The following is an 18,598-nucleotide window of genomic DNA, read 5'->3' on the forward strand; positions in this document are numbered from 1 at the left end:
CCTGCCGGAATCAGCCGAGGCCGGCGTGGCGCGCCCAGCGGTCAGGGTCGTCGCGCACGAGGCGGGCGCGGGTCTTCACGCGGTAGCGCCACACCTGGGCGAGGCCGAGGGCCCACAGCACGTACTGGAAGCTCATCGCGGCCTTGAAGTTCTGGCCGGTGGCGTCGAGGATCACGCCCACCGCGATCACGGTGATGAGGCTCGCGAGGAAGCCCGCCTGGTTGACGATGCCCGTGGCGGTGGAGAGGCGGTCGATCGGGTTCGACGTGCGCACGAGGTCGAACCCGATCATCGAGGCCGGTCCTCCCACCCCGACGACGATCACCAGGACCACCAGCAGCCAGCCCGGCGCGTCGCCTGGCCACGCCAGCACGGCCGTCCAGGCCACCACGATCGATGACACGATCGTCAGCACGATCGTGGAGCGGTGCCACGGATGGTTGCCGATGAGCCGGCCGAGCACGGGCCCGGCGAACATGACTGCGACGACCATCAGCGTCAGCAGCGTGCCCGCGAAGGCCTCGGAGGTGTGCTCGCCGCGAACGAAGAACGGATACCCCCACAGCAGGCCCAGGACGGTGGAGCTGAACTGGGTCACGAAGTGCATCCAGAAGCCGAGCCGCGTGCCGGGGTGCTCCCAGGACGCGGCCAGTGACGTCCGGATGCGGGTCCACGACAGGGCCGGCCCGCGGACCGACCGCGCGTGCGGCTCGTCGCGCACCAGCAGGAGCACTGCGATCGTCACGATCAGACCGAGCCCCGCGGCGACCAGGTAGGCCTTGGTCCAGCCCAGGTTGCTGAAGGCCCACGTCATGGGCACCGCGGCGATGATCCCGCCGAGCTGGCCGATCGGCCCCGTGAGCAGCGTGATCTGCGGGATCCGACCGGGCGAGAACCACGCGTTGACGAGGCGCAGCAGGCACACGAACGTCATCGCGTCGCCCATGCCGACGAAGAAGCGCGCGGTCAGCGCCGTGGCGTAGGACTCCGCGAACGCGAACCCGGCCTGCGACAGCGTCAGCACCGCGGCGCCGGCGAGCATCACCGCGCGCGGGCCGAACCGGTCGACCGCCAGGCCCACGGGGATCTGCATGCCGGCGTAGACCAGCAGCTGCAGCATCACGAACGTGGAGAGCTGGGCGGCACTGATGTCGAACCGCTCGCCGGCCACCAGGCCCGCGACCGCGAGGGACGATCGATGGAAGACCGCCAGCAGGTAGGCCGCCAGCCCGACGATCCAGACGGTCCAGGCGCCGCGGTACTGCTGGCCCTGGTCGTTCACCGATCCAGTGTGCCCCTGCAGCGCTGGCAGTGACGTTCGGGGGGCATGAAACGGCGTGTCGACCCCGCGAACGTCACTGCCAGCGTTTCAGAACGCCAGCGCCATCGCGGGGTCCTCGAGGATCGCCGCGACGTCCGCCAGGAACCTCGACGCCTGCTCGCCGTCGGCCACGCGGTGGTCGAACGTGACCGCCAGCGTGGTGACCCAGCGCGGCACGACCTCGTCGCCCACGACCCACGGCCGCCGGGCGACCTGGCCGAGCGCGAGGATCCCCGACTGGCCGGGCGGCAGGATCGGCGTCCCGCCATCGATCCCGAACACGCCGATGTTCGTCAGCGTGAACGTGCCGCCGGACATCTGGTCGGGCTGGATGCGACCGGCGCGCGCCGTGGCCACGAGGTCGTCGATCGCCCGCCCCAGGTCGGGCAGCGACAGCCCCTCCGCCTCGCGCACGACCGGGACGACCAGGCCGCGCTCGGTGGCGGCGGCGATGCCCAGGCCCACGGACGCCGGGTGCTCGATCGTCGACTCGTTCCAGCGCGCGTGCAGGTCGGGCGTGCGCCGCAGCGCGAGGCAGATCGCCCGTGCCGTGAGCAGCGTCGTGGTGACCCGGACGCCCTCGAAGCGCCGGTCGCGCTTGAGCCGCTCGACCAGGTCGACCGAGGCCGAGACGTCGACCGTGATCCACTCGGTGGCCTGCGGAACGGCGACCGAGGCGATCATCGCCTCGGCCGTCGCCCGCCGCACCCCCGAAACTGGCGCCGCGGTGACGGCGTCCGCGCCGTGACCGCGGGCGAAGGCCTCGACCTCGGCGCGCGTCACCACGTCGCCGCTGGCCGGGACCTTCGAGAGGTCGATGCCGAGGTCCTTGGCGAGCTTGCGCACCGGCGGCTTCGCCAGCACGCGGACCGCGGCGCGGGCGGCGCCGGCGTCCACCGGGGCCGCTCGGTTCCGCGTGCGGCGCCGGCCCGTGCTGGGGCCGTAGCCGACGAGAACCTCGAGCTTCTTCTCCGGGACCTCGGGGGCCGGCTCGCGGTCGGCGACCTTCGCCGGGGCCGAGGCCGATGCGTCACCGGACCCGATCCGGACGATAGGGCTGCCCACGGCGACGGTGTCGCCCTCGGAGACGAGCAGCTCCTCCACGCGGCCCGCGAACGGGCTGGGCAGCTCGACGATCGACTTGGCCGTCTCGATGTCGACCAGCGGCGCGTTGACCTCGATCTCGTCACCGACGCTGACGTGCCAGGAGACGATCTCGGCCTCGGTGAGGCCCTCGCCGACGTCGGGCAGGCGGAACTCGCCGCTCGTGACCGTGCTCATCAGAACTCCCCCGTGACGTCGACGGCGTCGAGGATCCGCTCGACGCTCGGCAGGTGGTCGTGCTCCACGCGGCACGGCGGGTAGGGCATGTCGTAGCCCGTGACGCGCTGCACTGGCGCCTCCAGCGAGTAGAAGCACTCCTGCGTGATCCGCGTGGCCAGCTCGGCACCGAGGCCGAGGGTCCGCGCGGCCTCGTGCACCACCACGACACGACCGGTGCGCTTGACCGACTCCATCACCGGACCGAGGTCCAGCGGCGACAGCGAGCGCAGGTCGATGACCTCCAGCGACGCATCGGCCTCGTCGGCCGCGGCCAGGCACGTCTTGACGACCGGGCCGTAACCGACGACCGTCACGTCGTCCCCCTGCCGCGCGACGCGGCTCTCGTGCAGGCCCAGGTCCGCCTCGTCGCGCACCTCGCTGGTGTCCCAGTAGCGCTGCTTCGGCTCCAGGAAGATCACCGGGTCGTCCGACGCGATGGCCTGGCGCATCATCCAGAACGCGTCGTGCGCGTTCGACGGCGTCACCACCGTGAGGCCGGGCGTCATGACGAACTGCGCCTCGGGGCTCTCCGAGTGGTGCTCCACTGCACCGATGCCGCCGCCGTAGGGGATGCGGATGACCATCGGAACCTTGACGAAGCCGCTGCTGCGGAAGCGCAGCCGCGCCACCTGGTTCACGATCTGGTCGTAGGCCGGGTAGACGAACCCATCGAACTGGATCTCGACCACCGGCCGGAAGCCGCGGTAGGCCATGCCGACCGCCGCGCCGACGATGGCGGACTCCGCCAGCGGCGTGTCCATGACCCGCTGGTCGCCGAAGTCCTTCTGCAGTCCGTCGGTGACCCGGAAGACGCCGCCGAGACGGCCGATGTCCTCGCCCATCAGGACGACCTTCGCGTCGTCGTCCATGGCTGCTCGCAGGCCCGCGTTGAGGGCCTTGCCGATGCTCAGCTCCATGACCGCACCTCCTCGCGCTGGGCCACCAGCTCCGGTGGCAGGTCGGCGTACACGTGCTCGAACAGGTCGGCGAGGTCGGGATCGGGCAGGTTGCCGCAGACCTCGCGCAGGTGGGCGCCGAGCTCGTCGGCCTCGGCCTTGACCTCGGCGTCGAACTCCGCGAAGCCCGGATCGGTGCGCTCGAGCAGGATCCGCAGGCGCAGCAGCGGATCGCGCTCGGCCCACTCGTCGGCCTCGTGCGGGTCGCGGTAGCGGCTGGGGTCGTCGGACGTGGTGTGCGCGCCCATCCGGTAGGTGATCGCCTCGATGAGGGTGGGCCCGCCACCCGAGCGCGCCTTCGCGAGCGCCTCGCTGGTGACCTGGTGCACGGCCAGCACGTCGTTGCCGTCCACACGGACGCCGGGGAACCCGAAGCCGGCGGCGCGCTGGGCGATCGGCACCCGGGTCTGGCGCTCGAGCGGGATGCTGATCGCGTAGTGGTTGTTCTGGCAGAAGAAGACGACCGGCGCGTTGTAGGACGCGGCCCACGCGAACGCCTCGTTCGTGTCGCCCTGGCTGGTGGCGCCGTCGCCGAAGTACGTGACGACCGCGTCCTCCTTGCCCTCCAGGGTCAGGCCGATGCCGTAGCCGACCGCGTGCAGGGTCTGCGCGCCGATGATGATCGCGGGCAGCGCGTACCCGTACTTGGCGGGGTCCCAGCCGCCGAGGCTCGTGCCGCGGAACAGGCTGAGCAGCAGGGCGGGGTCGAGTCCGCGGCACCACGCGACGGCGTGCTCGCGGTAGGACGGGAAGACGAAGTCGTTCGGGGCCAGCGCGCGTCCGCTGCCGATCTGGGCGGCCTCCTGGCCGAGCATCGGGGCCCACAGGCCCAGCTCGCCGTGCCGCTGCAGCGCGAACGCCTCGGAGTCGATGCGCCGGGCGAGCACGAGGTCTCGGTGGAACCCGCGCAGCTCCTCGGGGGTGAAGTCGTGCGCCGCGACGAGCTCGCCGTCGGGCGCCAGGGTCTGGGAGATGGGTAGGCCCATGACTGCCTCCTTGCCGGGGGCGGGATCACCGCCCCAGTGACACGGCCGCGGCTCGGGGTGGTGAGCGTAGGGCCGTCGATGTGACAGGCATCACATCTGTTCAGAGGCTATCAGGCGGCCGGAGTGTCCGGCGCCGTACTCAGTGCCGGAACGCCGCCGCGCGGGCCAGGAAGGCGTCGTTGATCTCCGGGGAGCCGATGGTGACGCGGACGCCCTCGGGGAAGGGGCGCACCGAGATCGGGTGCGCGTGGTCGGCGAACTCGGCGGAGCGGTCGCCCAGCGGGAGCCAGACGAAGTTCGCGTGGGTCGCCGGGACGTCCCAGCCCTGCTCGCGCAGCGCGTCGAACACGCGGGTGCGCTCGGCGACGATCGCCTCCACCCGCTCGGTCAGCGCGTCGATGGCGTCGAGGGAGGCCAGCGCGGCCGCCTGCGCGACGTCGGTGACGCCGAACGGCGGCAGCGCCTTGCGGATCGCCTCGGTGATCGCCGGGTGCGCCATCGAGTAGCCGATCCGCAGCCCCGCGAGACCGTAGGCCTTCGAGAACGTGCGCAGCACCACGACGTTCGGGTGGCGCTCCAGCGCCGCGGCACCCGACAGCGCCTCGGGGTCGCGGACGAACTCGAGGTAGGCCTCGTCCACCACCACGAGCACGCGCGACGGGACGCGCGCCATGAACGCCTCGAACTCGGCGTCGGTGACGATCGGCCCGGTGGGGTTGTTGGGCGTGCAGACGAGCACGACCTTCGTGCGTTCGGTGATCGCGTCGGCCATCGCCGGGAGGTCGTGCCGGTGATCGGCCGTCAGCGGCACGCGCACCGAGGTCGCGCCGGGCAGGTCCACCGCGATCGGGTAGGCCTCGAACGAGCGCCACGGGTAGACGACCTCGTCGCCGGGGCCGCACCACGCGTCGAGCAGGCCGAACAGCACCGAGACCGAGCCGGTGCCGAACGCGAAGTGGTCGGTCGTGAGGCCCGTCCGCTTCGCCAGCGCCTCGCCCAGCGCGGTGACGCCCGGGTCGGGGTACCGGTTCATCCGCAGCAGCCCGGCGGCCGCGCGCTCCACGACCCCGGGCAGGGGCTCGAACGGGTTCTCGTTGCTGGAGAGCTTGTGGCTCTCGGCGTGCGCGGGCCGGCCCGGCCGGTAGGCGGGGATCGCGGCCAGCACGTGTCGAGGACGGGGGTCGGTCATGGCTCGAGCGTACGACCGCCGGGCCGTCCGGCCCCTGACGACCGGCGGTGCGATGATCGTTCGGTGCCCCAGCCCCACGTGCGCCGCGGCTACGCGCTCGTCGTCACCGCCGCGGTCTTCTTCGGGATCAACGCCGGGGTCACCCGGATACCGATGGAGGCGGGCCTGCCGACCGCGACGTACACGACCATCCGCGTCACGTTCGCGTTCCTGACCTTCCTCCTGATCGCGGTCGCGTTCGACCGGTCGGCGCTGCGCCGGCCGCGGGGACGCGACCTGCTGCTCGTCCTCGCGCTCGGCGTCGTGGGCGTCGCGTTCGTCCAGTGGACCTACAACATCGCGATCATGCGGCTGCCGATCGGCGTCGCGCTGCTGCTGGAGTACCTGGCGCCGGTGCTGGTGGTGCTGTGGGTGAGGTTCGTGCGCCGCGAGCCCGTGCACCCGCGCGTGTGGCCCGCGATCGCGCTGGCGCTGCTGGGCCTCGCACTCGTGGGACAGGTCTGGGACGGGCTGAGCCTCGACGGGATCGGCGTGCTGATGGCCCTCGCTGCGGCCGTCTGCTTCGCCGCCTACTTCCTGCTCGGCGAGGAGCTGACATCCTCGGCGGCCGAGCCGCTGACCGCCCTGCGCACCGTGGTCTGGTCGTTCGGCGTGGGCGCCATCGTGATGAACGTCCTCGGCGGCTGGGAGGGCACGAGCGCCCTGGCGAACGACGCCTCGATGCTGGGGCGCCTCGCGGAGTTCACCGTGCCGGCCTGGCTCGCGATGGCGTCGGTCGTACTGCTCGGCACGGTGCTGCCCTTCTTCCTGTACCTCGCCTCGCTGCGCGACCTGTCCAGCTCGAAGGCCTCGGTGACGGCCATGCTCGAGCCCGTCGTCGCGGTGATCGTGGGGTGGCTGTGGTTCTCCGAGACCCTCGACGCGGTGCAGGTGATCGGCGTCCTGGCGGTGCTGGCCGGCATCGTCCTGGCGCAGACGGCCCGGCACGTCCCGGCCGACGAGCTGCCGCCGCCCCTCTAGGGTGAGACGCATGGAACGCTTCCTGTCCTCCTGGTTCGTCAGCAGCGTCGCGCTCGCGCTCGCGGCTCTCCTGCTGGGCAGCCACATGACCATCGGCGACGCCGACGAGACGACCCTGAACCGTGTCCTGGCCCTGGCGATCGTCGGCTTGGTCTTCACGATCGTCCACCTGTTCGTGGGTCAGGTCGTCAAGCTCATCGCGCTGCCGTTCATCGTCCTGACGCTCGGCATCCTGCTCGTCGTCATCAACGCCCTGCTTCTGCTGCTGACCGAGTGGATCACCTCGGCGTTCGGCGTCGAGTTCGGCGTCGACGGGTTCTGGTGGGCGATCCTGGGCGCCGTCGTCATCTCGGTGTGCCAGTCGATCCTCTCGGCGATCATCGACTGATGTCCCGCCGCGTCGCCCTGGTCTGCCTGGGCAACATCTGCCGCTCCCCCATGGCCGACGTCGTGCTGGAGCACCAGCTGGCGCAGGCCGGCATCGACGACGTCGAGGTGTCCTCGTCGGGCACCGGCGACTGGCACGTCGGCCAGCCGATGGACGAGCGCGCGGCCGCCACCCTGACCGCCGCGGGCTACGACGCCACGCGCCACCGGGCCCGCACGTTCACGCCCGACTGGTTCGACGAGCAGGACCTCATCCTCGTGATGGACGCGTCGAACCACAGCGACGTGCTGGCGCTGGCCACCTCCGACGAGCAGCGCGCCAAGGTTCGCATGTACCGCTCGTTCGACCCGGAGGCCGACGCCCCGGACGCCGAGGTGCCCGACCCCTGGTACGGCGGACCCGAGGGCTTCGACGAGGTCCTGGCCATGGTCGAGCGCACCACCCGCGAGATCGTCCGGCACCTCTCCGACGACTCGTGACCGCGCGCAGCCTCCGCCTCACCACTGCCGACGACGCCGAGGACCACCTGCTCTTCAACGCCTTCCGCGATCCGGCGACTCCGTGACGTGACCGCTGTCGTCCGCCCACTGGACTCCAGCCGGTAAGTTCAGGGACATGGCACGAATGGCGGGGACCGCAGCGCTCGCGGAGAAGCTGCTGGATGTCGCCGTGGTGTCGACCACGTCGGTGGCCGGCGGCGACATCTGCACCACCACGCGGCTGCGGCTGACCGACGGCCGCTCCGCCATCATCAAGACCCGGCCCCAGGCCCCCGCGGGCTTCTTCACCACCGAGGCCGAGGGGCTGCGCCGCCTGCGCGCGGCCGGCGGGGTCAAGGTGCCCGAGGTCCTCGCGGCCGACGACGAGTGCATCATCCTGGCGTGGGTCGAGCCCACCAAGCCCTCGGTCGACCTGGCCGAGTCGTTCGGCCGCGGTCTCGCGGCCCTGCACGCCTCCGGCACCGGCGGGTTCGGCGCCGACCACGACGGCTGGATCGGCCTGGCGCCGCTGCCCAACCGTCCCTCCCCGACGTGGGAGGAGTTCTACGCGAGCCGCCGCGTGATGCCCTACGTCAAGGCCGCCGCCGACCGCGGCTCGCTCTCCCTCGAGCAGGCGCGCGTCATCGAGCAGGTCATGAAGCGGCTGCCCTCGCTCACGCCCGACCCCGAGCCCCCGTCCCTGCTGCACGGCGACCTCTGGTCAGGAAACCTCGTCTGGTCCACCGAGGGGGTGCACCTGGTCGACCCGGCCGCGCACGGCGGTCACCGCGAGACCGACCTGGCGATGCTCGCCCTGTTCGGCGCGCCCCACCTCCAGCGCATCCTCGACGCCTACCACGAGGCCGCGCCGCTGCAGGACGGCTGGCTCGACCGCGTGCCGCTGCACCAGCTGCACCCGCTGCTCGTCCACGCCGTGATGTTCGGCGGCGCCTACGGTGCGCGCGCGGCGGCCGCGGCCCAGAGCCTGCTCGACGGCGCGGCGTAGGGGCGGCCGGGCATGCGAATCCTCGTCGTCGACGACGACCGCGCGGTGCGCGACTCCCTGCGGCGGTCGCTGGAGTTCAACGGCTACACGGTGGAGGTGGCCGGCGACGGCGCCGAGGCCCTGGCGAAGGTGGCCCAGTCCGGCCCCGACGCGATCGTCATGGACGTGATGATGCCGCGGCTCGGCGGCCTCGACGCCACCCGCGCGCTGCGCGCGGCCGGCAACGACGTGCCGATCCTCGTGCTCACCGCCCGCGACGCCGTGAGCGACCGGGTCGACGGACTCGACGCCGGCGCCGACGACTACCTGACGAAGCCCTTCGCCCTCGAGGAGCTGCTGGCGCGCGTGCGCGCCCTCTTGCGCCGCGGTGGCCGGGCGCGCGACGAGCTCGACGACGAGCCCGCGCTCACGTTCGCCGACCTCACGCTCGACCCGAACACCCGCGAGGTGCGGCGCGGCGAGCGCTCCATCTCGTTGACCCGCACCGAGTTCGCCCTGCTCGAGCTGTTCATGCAGCGTCCCAAGCGCGTGCTGGAGCGCTCGTTCATCCTCGAGGAGGTCTGGGGCTTCGACTTTCCCACCACCGCGAACTCGCTCGAGGTCTACGTCGGCTACGTGCGGCGCAAGCTCGAGGCCGAGGGCGAGTCCCGCCTGCTGCACACCGTGCGGGGCGTGGGCTACGTGCTGCGGGAGACGCCTCCGTGATGCTCGTCGATCGGGTCCACGCAGTCGCTCACACGCTGCTCGAGCCGATCACCAAGCGGCTGTCGCTGGCCGGCCGGGTCGCCCTGCTGACGACCGCGGCCGTGGCCACCGTCCTGACGATCATCAGCATCAGCATCTTCGTGCTGGTGCGCCAGGAGATCGTGGGCGCGCTCGACGACTCGATGCTGAAGCGGGCGAACCAGGCCGTAGACGCCGGCTACACACCGCAGAACCTCACCCCCGACGAGGCCAACCTGCTGGCCTTCGCGGGGATCCAGCTGCTCTCGATCAAGAGCGGCGGCGGCGAGTTCCTCGTCCACTCCGACGACGCGTTCCCCTACGACAACCGCGAGCGCGAGGTGGCGCTGGGCATCGAGGAGAACTCGGCCCGCACCGCCCACGTCGACGGCGTGACCTACCGCGTCGTGGCGGTCCAGGCCGGGCCCGGGCAGGCGTTCATGCTGGCGCAGTCGATGGAGTCCACGCGGCGCGCCCTGGAGCGGCTCACGGTCGTACTGATCCTCTCCACCCTGTCCGGCATGATCCTGGCGGGCGTGGCGGGCTGGGCGGTGGCCAGCAACGGACTGCGACCCGTGCGGCGGCTCACCAGCGCCATCGAGCGGGTGGCGGTCACCCGCGAGCTGACGCCGATCCACGTGAGCGGCAAGGAGGACGAGCTGGCCCGGCTGACCCGCTCCTTCAACGCGATGCTGCTGGCCCTGTCCGACGCCCAGCGCCGCGAGCGCCAGCTGATCGCCGACGCCGGCCACGAGCTGCGCACTCCCCTCACGAGTCTGCGCACCAACATCGACCTGCTGCGCCAGGCCAGCAGCCAGCCGGAGCGGCAGCTCGACGCCACCGCCCATCGCGAGCTGCTCGACGACGTCGGCGCCCAGCTCGACGAGCTCACGACCCTCGTCAGCGACCTCACCGAGCTGGCCCGGGACGAGCCGCTGCACCGCGACCCGGAGCCGCTCGACCTCGCCGACGTGGTGCGGCGCGCGGTGGAGCGGGTCGAGCTGCGCGCGGCGAACGCCACGTTCGACGTGCTGCTCGAGCCCACGTGGATCATCGGCGACAGCCTGCTGCTCGAGCGCGCGGTGACCAACCTGCTCGACAACGCCGTGAAGTGGAGCCCTCCCGGCGGCACGGTGCGGGTCCGCCTGCACAACGGCTCCGTGACCGTCGCCGACGAGGGACCGGGCATCGCCGCGGAGGACCTCCCCCACGTCTTCGACCGCTTCTACCGCTCCACCGAGGCCCGGACGCTGCCCGGCTCCGGTCTCGGCCTGGCCATCGTCCGGCGCGCGGCCGACCGCCACGGCGGCACCGTGGACGTCACCTCCGAGCCCGGACGGGGTGCGACGTTCACGTTCAGCGTCCCCCTCGACGAGCCGTGATCCATCTCGCGGGACGTCACTGCGTGGTGGCGCCCGGCTCCGGCCTGATCGCGTAGATCTCCGCCGTACCCTCCAACACCCCGGGCGGGTACTCGTTGGGGACGTTGATGGTCAACCGCGGACCAAGTTCATCGATGATGATCGGATCACCCTCTCTGCGGGTCGTTCCGGTGAACTCCAGGATGTCGAGGTCGAAGTAGGAGATCGCATCACTCTTCGCCTCGGGACGCGCGTCGAGCGGCGTCGAAGCGAAAGTCGCGAGATAGTCCACCGCGCCCGGAAGGCGCACCTCGAAGGTTCGACCAGACGAGGGCGAGTTTCGTATGACGACGGTGGAGCCGTCGTCGGACCACTCGGCAACGCCACCCAGGACGTCGAGCACGTCACGGACGCTGAAGCCAGCGGACACCAGCAGCTCCCCTCGAACCCTCACATGACGACCGTCACCGTAGCGTGTCACTCACGTGACACATCTGGGTGTGAAACCGAGAAGGCTGTGGTCGAGAATCCGGTCGTTCGGCGGGCGCTTCTGGGCGCTCCTCCAGCCTGTTCACAAGCGATTCTCAGGTCCTCGCGGGAAGGTTGAACCATGACAGACCAGCGTGATCCGTACGCCGACCGCCCCTACGTGCCCCCGACGTCGCCGCACGAGCCGCAGCAGCCCGCGCAGGCCGAGAGCGGTTGGCCGTTCTCCGAGCCGCGCGCCGAAGAGCGTCCGTCGTACGCCGACGCCCCCAGCTCGGACACCGAGCCCACCGTGGCCGTGAACGAGCCCACCCGCACGTTCGCCGGTGGCCCGGGCGACCCGGGCGGACCCACGACGCCGTTCTACGGGACCACCCCGGCGCCCCAGCCGCGCAAGAAGCGCCGCGCCGGCCGCCTCGTGGCCGCCGCCACCGGCATCGTCCTGCTGGCGGGCGCCTCCGCCGCCGGCGGCGCCGCGATCTACGACGCGATGCAGGACGACCAGAGCACGGGCACCACGGTCACCGGCACGTCCCTCGACCGGCCGGCGTCCTCGTCGGGCTCGCAGAGCGACGTCTCCGCGGTCGCCACGGCGGTCCTTCCCGCCACGGTGAAGATCAACGTCACCGGCGGCGGCGAGTCCGGCACGGGCACCGGCGTCGTGATCAGCAAGGACGGCACCATCCTGACGAACAACCACGTCATCGAGGCCGCGGCCGACGGCGGCTCGATCACCGTCGCGTTCAACGACGGCAAGATCGCCAAGGCCGAGATCCTGGGCCGTGACGTCGCCACCGACGTCGCCGTGATCAAGGCCGAGGGCGTCAGCGACCTCCCGGCGGCGACGCTCGGCAACTCCAAGGACGTCAAGGTCGGACAGACCGTCGTCGCGATCGGCTCGCCGTTCGGCCTGGAGTCCACCGTGACCACCGGCATCGTGTCCGCGCTCAACCGCCCGGTCTCCCCCGGCGACGGCTCCGACGGTGGCGCCACCACGTTCCCCGCGATCCAGACCGACGCCGCGATCAACCCCGGCAACTCCGGCGGCCCGCTGGTCAACCTCGAGGGGCAGGTCATCGGCATCAACTCGGCGATCAACACCGGCGGCAACGGCAACGGCTCGGTCGGCCTCGGCTTCGCCATCCCGATCAACCTGGTCAACAACGTCGCGAAGCAGATCCTCGACGACCAGACGGTCGAGCACGCCCAGATCGGCGTCCAGGTCCGCAACGCCACGGGCGACGACCAGGTGACCTCGATCGGCGCCGAGATCGGCGAAGTTCGCGCAGGCACGGCGGGCGAGAAGGCGGGCCTCAAGGCCGGCGACATCGTCACCCAGGTCGACGGCAACCCGATCTCCAGCAACGACGCGCTCGTCGCGACGGTGCGCGGCTACAAGCCGGGCGACACGATCACGCTGACCGTGCTGCGCGGCGACAAGACCCAGGAGATCAAGGTCGAGCTCGGCAGCGACGAGGGCGCCCTCGCCCGCGAGCAGAACTGAGCGTCAGCCCAGCAGCGCCTCGGTGAGATCGCGCAGGATGGCGTAGCCGTTCTGGGTGAGCACCGACTCGGCGTGGAACTGGATCCCGCGGTAGTGAGGCCCGGCCACCAGGTGGATGTCACCGGTGGCCGGGTCCGTCTGCACCGTCACCCCGTCCGGCAGGCCCGACTCCGGGACCCGGCCGACGAAGGTGTTGTAGAAGCCCACGGTCTCTGTGCGGTCCAGGACTGGAAGGGCGCTCTGCGTGCCCTGGAAGACGATGTCCTTGTAGCCCAGGTCGAGGCCGAGCTCGTGGCACAGCGTCTGGTGGCCCAGGCAGATCGCGAGGAACGACTGGCCGCGGTCGAGCAGCCGACGCGTGGCGGCCCGCAGGGTGGCGATCTTCGCGTCGTCGCCGTCGCGCGGATCACCCGGGCCGGGACCGATCACCACGAGGTCATGGCCGTCGAGTGCGGACTCGGTCCACTCGTCGTGGCGGATCACGTCGGTGGTCATGCCCATCACGCCGAAGACGTGGGACAGCATGTTGACGAAGTCGTCCTCGCCGTCGAGCACCACGACGCGCTTGGCCTCCAGGGCGGGCGTCGGGCGCGTGCCGGACTGGTCGCTCAGCCAGAACTGGCTCAGTCGCTGGTTGCGTGAGCCGAGCGCGATGAGCACGTCGTCCTCGCGGGTGAAGGCGTCGAAGCCCTCCACCGGCTCGGGGGCGGCCGCGACCAGGCCGAACGCGCTGAGCACGCCCGACGCCTTGGCCCAGGTCTCGTTCGTCTCGTACTCGGCGTCGGAGTCGCGCACGAGCGTGGCACCGGCGGTGACCGTGAGGTTGCCCTCGAGGTCGACGTCGGCCGTGCGAATGAGGATGGGCGCGTCGAGGCGGGGCGTGCCGTTCTCGTCGCGGCCGACGAGCGCCGCCACACTGGCGTAGTAGCCGCGACCCTGCGGCTCGTACTGCTTGATCAGACGGCAGGCGTTCTCCACGGGGCTGCCCGTGACCGTGGCGGCAAACATCGAGTCGCGCAGGATCTCGCGCGGGTCGCGATCCGTGCGGCCGGCCAGCAGGTACTCGGTGTGCACGAGGTGGCTCATCGGCTTGAGGTACGGGCCCAGGACCAGGCCACCCTCGTGGCACAGGTCGCACATCATCTTGAGCTCCTCGTCCACGACCATGAAGAGCTCGTAGATCTCCTTCTCGTCGGAGAGGAACTTCAGCAGCTCGCGCTTGCGGTCGGCGTGGGTCTCGAGACCGCGCATGCGGAACGTGCCGCTGATCGGGTTCATCCGCAGCTGGCCGTCGTCGAGGCTGACGTGCCGCTCGGGGCTGGCGCCGATGAGGTAGCGGTCGCCGGTGAAGATGCAGAAGGTCCAGAACGCGCCGCGCTCGCGCTCGAGCAGGCGGCGGAAGACGGCTAGCGCCTTCGTGTGGTCCCAGTCGGCGACGGTGGCGCGGTAGCGGCGACCGATGACGAGGTTCGCGCCCTCGCCCTGGCCGATCTCGTCGTCGATGATGCGGCGCACCATGGCCGCGTAGTCCTCGTCGGAGGTCTCGAAGCCGCCGCGGTCGGCGAGATCGATCGGGCCGTCGGGCAGCACCTCGAGCAGATCGGCGAGGGCGACGTCGTGGTTCGAGCGTGCCTCGATCACCGAGAGGGGCGTGCCGTCCTGGTGGGCCTCGAAGCCGCGCTCGGCGACCTGCGCGAACGGCACGAGCACGAGGTGGTCCCACGCCGGTCCGGAACCCTCGGCCAGCGGGATGTCCGCGAGCCTCTCGATGTCGGACCGGGGGCCGCCGATGAGCGCGACCCGGTCGGCCTCGCGTCCGCGGATCAGCGCGAACGCGGGCTGGGCCAGCACGTCGTCGAGGAGCTCTTGCGTCATCGTGGTCTTCTTCCCGCGGTCGGACGAGCAACGCCCAGACCGCCATGTGGGGGTCTGGGCGTGGGTACGTCGACAGTCCTCCTCAGCGGAGGGGCCACCAGGTGCTGGTCGTCGACATGCGCACAGCGTAGCGGGCGGGTTCGGGATCGAGTGCGCCATGGTCTCGATACACCGTCTCGCTGCGCTCGCCGGCACTCGACCACCGGCCCCGGTGATCGAGTAGTCGGCGAGCTTGCGAGACACGTATCGAGATCACGCTCGTGTGGTCTCGATACACCGTCTCGCTGCGCTCGCCGGCACTCGACCACCGGCCTCGGTGATCGAGTAGCTGGCGAGCTTGCGAGACGCGTATCGAGATCAGGGTCAGCCGGCGGCGACCGGGACCGGCAGGGTCGTGTAGTCGCCGACGTCGATGACGCTGCCGGGCTTGAAGGTGACGATCTGCAGGCCGACCACGCGGCCGGCCTCGAAGGTCAGCACGGCCACCTGGGCGTCGCGGCGCAGCTTCGTGCCGAGCGCGAAGGCGTAGACGGCGCCACCGGTGGAGCCGATCGAGACCTCGGTGGAGGTGCCGTTCGGGCCCTCGGTGCTGGTGGGGCCCACCTGGCGGTGCAGGTGCCCGCTGATCGCCAGGTCGACGCAGCCCTGCGCGACGGCCTGCTTGGCCGACGCCGCGCTGTGGGTGGCCAGCAGACTGACCTCGCCGTCCTCGCACGCCGCCTCGGCGAGGGCCTCGCTCTGGTCGGTGATCGCGGCGATGTTGTCGCCCTCGTTGCCGTTGTAGCCGGCCGTGAGGCCCGAGCTGCGCGGGTCGCTCTCGCCGAGCATGCGCACACCCTCGATCTCGGTGGGCTCGCCGTCGAGCACGGTGAAGTCGTTGCGCTCCATCTCGCGCCGGATGTAGCGGCCGGTGTCGTGGTTGCCCGCGACCGCGACGATCGGCAGGTCCTCGAAGGTCTCACGCAGCGACTTGATGCTGAAGGCCTCCCACGAGGCGCCGTTCGAGGTGTCGTCGCCGAGGTCCAGCACGAAGGACGCGTCGGCGGCGCGAGCCACCTCGCGGGCGACCGGGTCCATGCCCACGTTGTTGTGGCGGTCGGTGACGACCAGCGCGGTGGTCTGGCCGTCCTCGGGCGCGCGCACCGGGACGTCCTTGGTCTTCTCGGCGAGTGCGGTGTAGAACTCCAGCGACTCCTCGTAGGTGTCGAAGGCGCCCTGCACGATCGCCTTGCTGGTGGCCGTCGCGGCACCGCGCGAGATCTCCACCTTCGCGAGCCGCGGCTCGTCGGGCAGCTCGGGGAACTCCTGGCGCAGCGGCACCCAGGCGACCTCGCGCTTCGTTCCGGGGTCGGGCGCGTAGGCCATCACGGCGCCCAGCACCACGACGGCGAGCACGCCGCCGACGAGCGCAGTGCGCGGCTCGGGCGGCCACTGCTCGCGCAGCTCGCGCCGCCGGCGCGGGCCGACCGCCCACCAGCCGACGCCCACCACGACCATCGCGATGACTCCGGCGGCGACGCCGCGTTGCAGCGCCGCGAGGCCCATCTCAGTGATCTCCGACGTCATCGCCGCGATCTCGCCCTCGGGCTGGCTGGCGATCGCCGCGTCCTGGGCGAGCACCCGCTCGAGGTCGGTGTCGGGGCTGTCGCGCAGCACGACCTCGGCCCCGATGCCCAGCAGCGCGTCCGACGGCATGCGCAGCTCGGGCAGCAGCGGACCGGCCACGATCCTGACGTGCCCGTCGAAGGTGGGCCGCGCCGTGGCGTTGTGGGCACCGATCGTGACGGTGCGCTCGGTGTCGACGAACGTGGTCGCGGCGACGGGCACGGCGACGGCCAGCCCGACCAGCACGAGGCCGATCGCGGCGGGGAGTCGTCTCACCCGTCGACCCTATCGAGCCACGAACGGCTCGTACCGACGGTGACGAGGCCCTGCGTGGCGCGGGTGAGCACGACGTAGAGGGTGCGCCAGCCCGCCGCGGACTCGCCGACGACGCCGTCGGCGTCCACGAGCACGACGCCGTCGAACTCGAGTCCCTTGGTGTCGAGCGGGTCGAGCACACGGAGCCGGTCGTCGGCCGGCATCGCCTCCGCCAGCGCGGCGAGCCGGCTCGCGGGGGCGACCACGGCGACCGTGCCCTCCACCTGCTCCAGCATCTCGGTGGCCTCGGCGACGGCCCGCTCGACCAGCCGGTCGCCCTCGACGGCCTCGTGGCGCGGGTCGACGCCGGTGCGCCGCACGGCCTCGGCGAGGTCGGGATTCGCGATCGCCTGGCGAGCCACCTGCGCGGCGAACTCGTAGATCTCGGCGGAGTTGCGGTAGTTCGTGGACAGCCGGAAGCGGTGGACGGGCATCGTGCCGAGCGCCTCGTCGCGCGCCGCGGCCGACTCGGCCGGGACGGGCCACGAGGACTGGGCCTCGTCGCCGACGATCGTCCAGCTGGCGGTGCGACCGCGACGGCCGAGCATCCGCCACTGCATGGGCGAGAGGTCCTGTGCCTCGTCGACGAGCACGTGGGCGAAGCCCTCGTCGTCGATGCTGCCGGTGGCGTGAACCCGGTCCTCGCGCTCACGCTCCTCGAAGCTCATCATCTGCTTCGGCGTGGCCCAGTCGTCCTCGGTGCGGACCGGCGCCTCGCCCAGGAGGTGCCGCAGCTCGTCGATCAGCGGGATGTCCTCGATCGTGGGCTGGTCGGCCCACTCGCGGCGCAGCACCTGTTGCTCGAACGAGGTGAACAGGTCGGAGGCCACCTCGCCGAGGCGGGACGGGACGGTGCGCCAGACCTCCACCGGGTCGAGCTCGGGCCACCACGCGTCGACGAAGGTCTCGAACGTCAGGTCGCCGTCGAGGTGGTCGGCGAACGCCTCCTCGCCGCGATCGAGCCCGCGGTCGCCGGTGACACGCTCCCACAACGCCTTCACGAGCTCCTCGCGCACGACTCCCAGCGTGGTGTTGGGCAGGCCGTTCGACAGCACCTTGCGGCGGATCCGCGCGAGGTCGGAGGCCTCGAGCACGAGCCGGTCGTCACGGTAGAACAGGTCGAACCGGTTCGGCGTACCCGGCTGCGGCGACTTGGCGATGCGGGCCAGCGCCTTGGCCATGTTGGCCGAGCCGAGCAGCGCGGCGGCCTCGGGCACGGCGTGCTGCGTGGCGCGGATGCCGTTGACGACCTCGCCGATCGAGCGCAGCACCACGCTGGTCTCGCCGAGGCTGGGCAGCACGCGCTCGATGTAGTTCATGAAGACGCCGGACGGGCCGACGACGAGCACGCCGCCGGACTCGAAGCGGCGCCGGTCGGTGTAGAGCAGGAAGGCCGCGCGGTGCAGCGCGACGACCGTCTTGCCGGTGCCGGGACCGCCGCCGATGATCGTGGCGCCGCGCGCGGGCGCGCGGATGGCCTCGTCCTGCTCCTTCTGGATCGTGGCCACGACCGAGTGCATCGAGCTGTCGCGGGCCCGGCTCAGGCTGGCCAGCAGCGCGCCCTCGCCGATCACGACCATGTCGTCGGGGGCCGCGTCGGCGTCGAGCAGCTCGTCCTCGATGCCGATCACGCGGTCGCCGCGGCAGCGCAGCACCCGACGGCGCACGACGCCGGCCGGGTCCTGCGCGGTGGCCTGGTAGAAGACGGCGGCGGCCGGGGCGCGCCAGTCGATGAGGATGATCTCGCGGTCCTCGTCGCGCACGCCGATGCGGCCGATGTAGCGGGCGTCGCCGGTGCCGAGGTCGAGGCGACCGAACACGAGACCGTCGTGGGCGGCGTGCAGCGCGCTCAGCCGGCGCGAGGCCTGGTAGACCATCGCGTCGCGCTCGACGAGTCCGCCCTCGTGGCCGATGTGCCCGCGCGCCAGCCCCTCGGCGACGAGGGACTTGGCCACCTTGGTGGACTCCTCCAGTCGCTCGTAGACCGTGTCGACATACGCCTGCTCGTGCTGGAGCTCGCGTTCATCGGGCGAGGGCTTGCTCATCGACGTCCTTCGGTGG

16 protein-coding genes are annotated in these 18,598 nt (G+C 71.6%); 7 read left to right on the forward strand and 9 right to left on the reverse strand.

What is annotated here, in order from left to right; all coding sequences use genetic code 11:
- Window positions 1-10 precede the first annotated feature (10 nt).
- The 5 genes from ACY1JX_RS09105 to ACY1JX_RS09125 all read right to left on the reverse strand — a co-directional run bounded on the left by ACY1JX_RS09105 (window position 11) and on the right by ACY1JX_RS09125 (window position 5,775).
- Entirely contained in the window at window positions 11-1,282 is a 1,272-nt protein-coding gene (locus ACY1JX_RS09105; protein WP_462563768.1) for an MFS transporter, read from the reverse strand.
- Window positions 1,283-1,369: 87 nt separating this feature from the next.
- Window positions 1,370-2,602: a dihydrolipoamide acetyltransferase family protein gene (locus tag ACY1JX_RS09110; protein WP_462563769.1), complete on the reverse strand. Its 1,233-nt coding sequence runs from the start codon at window positions 2,600-2,602 to the stop codon at window positions 1,370-1,372.
- Window positions 2,602-3,561, reverse strand: a complete 960-nt coding sequence (locus ACY1JX_RS09115) for an alpha-ketoacid dehydrogenase subunit beta (RefSeq protein WP_181753907.1) — start codon at window positions 3,559-3,561, stop codon at window positions 2,602-2,604. The genes ACY1JX_RS09110 and ACY1JX_RS09115 overlap by 1 nt, the downstream gene beginning before the upstream one ends.
- A complete protein-coding gene (gene pdhA, locus ACY1JX_RS09120) occupies window positions 3,552-4,586 on the reverse strand; it encodes a pyruvate dehydrogenase (acetyl-transferring) E1 component subunit alpha (RefSeq protein ID WP_181753905.1) in 1,035 nt (344 codons plus the stop codon). Before pdhA ends, ACY1JX_RS09115 begins: the two co-directional genes overlap by 10 nt.
- Before the next feature lie 139 nt (window positions 4,587-4,725).
- A complete protein-coding gene (locus tag ACY1JX_RS09125; RefSeq protein ID WP_462563770.1) occupies window positions 4,726-5,775 on the reverse strand; it encodes a histidinol-phosphate transaminase in 1,050 nt (349 codons plus the stop codon).
- Between the two features lie 63 nt (window positions 5,776-5,838).
- Here ACY1JX_RS09125 and ACY1JX_RS09130 point away from each other — a divergent pair, with 63 nt between their 5' ends.
- From ACY1JX_RS09130 to ACY1JX_RS09155, 6 genes are all read left to right on the forward strand, one after another.
- Window positions 5,839-6,795 (forward strand): EamA family transporter, encoded by a 957-nt coding sequence (locus ACY1JX_RS09130; protein WP_462563771.1) that lies wholly within the window; start codon window positions 5,839-5,841, stop codon window positions 6,793-6,795.
- Window positions 6,796-6,805: 10 nt separating this feature from the next.
- Window positions 6,806-7,183 (forward strand): phage holin family protein, encoded by a 378-nt coding sequence (locus tag ACY1JX_RS09135; RefSeq protein WP_286930504.1) that lies wholly within the window; start codon window positions 6,806-6,808, stop codon window positions 7,181-7,183.
- Window positions 7,183-7,662, forward strand: coding sequence for a low molecular weight protein-tyrosine-phosphatase (locus ACY1JX_RS09140; RefSeq protein ID WP_286930506.1), 480 nt, complete (start codon window positions 7,183-7,185; stop codon window positions 7,660-7,662). The genes ACY1JX_RS09135 and ACY1JX_RS09140 overlap by 1 nt, the downstream gene beginning before the upstream one ends.
- Before the next feature lie 136 nt (window positions 7,663-7,798).
- A complete protein-coding gene (locus tag ACY1JX_RS09145) occupies window positions 7,799-8,668 on the forward strand; it encodes a fructosamine kinase family protein (RefSeq protein ID WP_462563772.1) in 870 nt (289 codons plus the stop codon).
- Window positions 8,669-8,680: 12 nt separating this feature from the next.
- Window positions 8,681-9,373, forward strand: coding sequence for a response regulator transcription factor (locus ACY1JX_RS09150; RefSeq protein ID WP_078699795.1), 693 nt, complete (start codon window positions 8,681-8,683; stop codon window positions 9,371-9,373).
- The gene (locus tag ACY1JX_RS09155; protein WP_462565882.1) at window positions 9,373-10,773 is read left to right on the forward strand and encodes a sensor histidine kinase; all 1,401 of its coding nucleotides are present in this window, start codon (window positions 9,373-9,375) and stop codon (window positions 10,771-10,773) included. The genes ACY1JX_RS09150 and ACY1JX_RS09155 overlap by 1 nt, the downstream gene beginning before the upstream one ends.
- A 16-nt stretch (window positions 10,774-10,789) precedes the next feature.
- Here the strand turns inward: ACY1JX_RS09155 and ACY1JX_RS09160 are convergent, their stop codons facing one another.
- The gene (locus ACY1JX_RS09160; protein ID WP_462563773.1) at window positions 10,790-11,155 is read right to left on the reverse strand and encodes a hypothetical protein; all 366 of its coding nucleotides are present in this window, start codon (window positions 11,153-11,155) and stop codon (window positions 10,790-10,792) included.
- A gap of 207 nt (window positions 11,156-11,362) precedes the next feature.
- On the opposite strand from ACY1JX_RS09160, the gene ACY1JX_RS09165 reads away from it, so the two are divergent.
- Window positions 11,363-12,742 carry a S1C family serine protease gene (locus ACY1JX_RS09165; protein WP_462563774.1) on the forward strand — a complete coding sequence of 460 codons (1,380 nt, stop codon included), beginning with the start codon at window positions 11,363-11,365 and terminating at the stop codon, window positions 12,740-12,742.
- Between the two features lie 3 nt (window positions 12,743-12,745).
- Here the strand turns inward: ACY1JX_RS09165 and ACY1JX_RS09170 are convergent, their stop codons facing one another.
- From ACY1JX_RS09170 to ACY1JX_RS09180, 3 genes are all read right to left on the reverse strand, one after another.
- Window positions 12,746-14,617 carry an anthranilate synthase family protein gene (locus ACY1JX_RS09170; RefSeq protein ID WP_462563775.1) on the reverse strand — a complete coding sequence of 624 codons (1,872 nt, stop codon included), beginning with the start codon at window positions 14,615-14,617 and terminating at the stop codon, window positions 12,746-12,748.
- A 363-nt stretch (window positions 14,618-14,980) separates the two neighbouring features.
- Window positions 14,981-16,498, reverse strand: a complete 1,518-nt coding sequence (locus ACY1JX_RS09175; RefSeq protein ID WP_462563776.1) for a metallophosphoesterase family protein — start codon at window positions 16,496-16,498, stop codon at window positions 14,981-14,983.
- A complete protein-coding gene (locus ACY1JX_RS09180) occupies window positions 16,495-18,582 on the reverse strand; it encodes a HelD family protein (RefSeq protein WP_462563777.1) in 2,088 nt (695 codons plus the stop codon). The genes ACY1JX_RS09175 and ACY1JX_RS09180 overlap by 4 nt, the downstream gene beginning before the upstream one ends.
- Between the last annotated feature and the right edge of the window lie 16 nt (window positions 18,583-18,598).

The sequence above is a fragment of the Aeromicrobium sp. JP4 genome, from assembly GCF_054957925.1.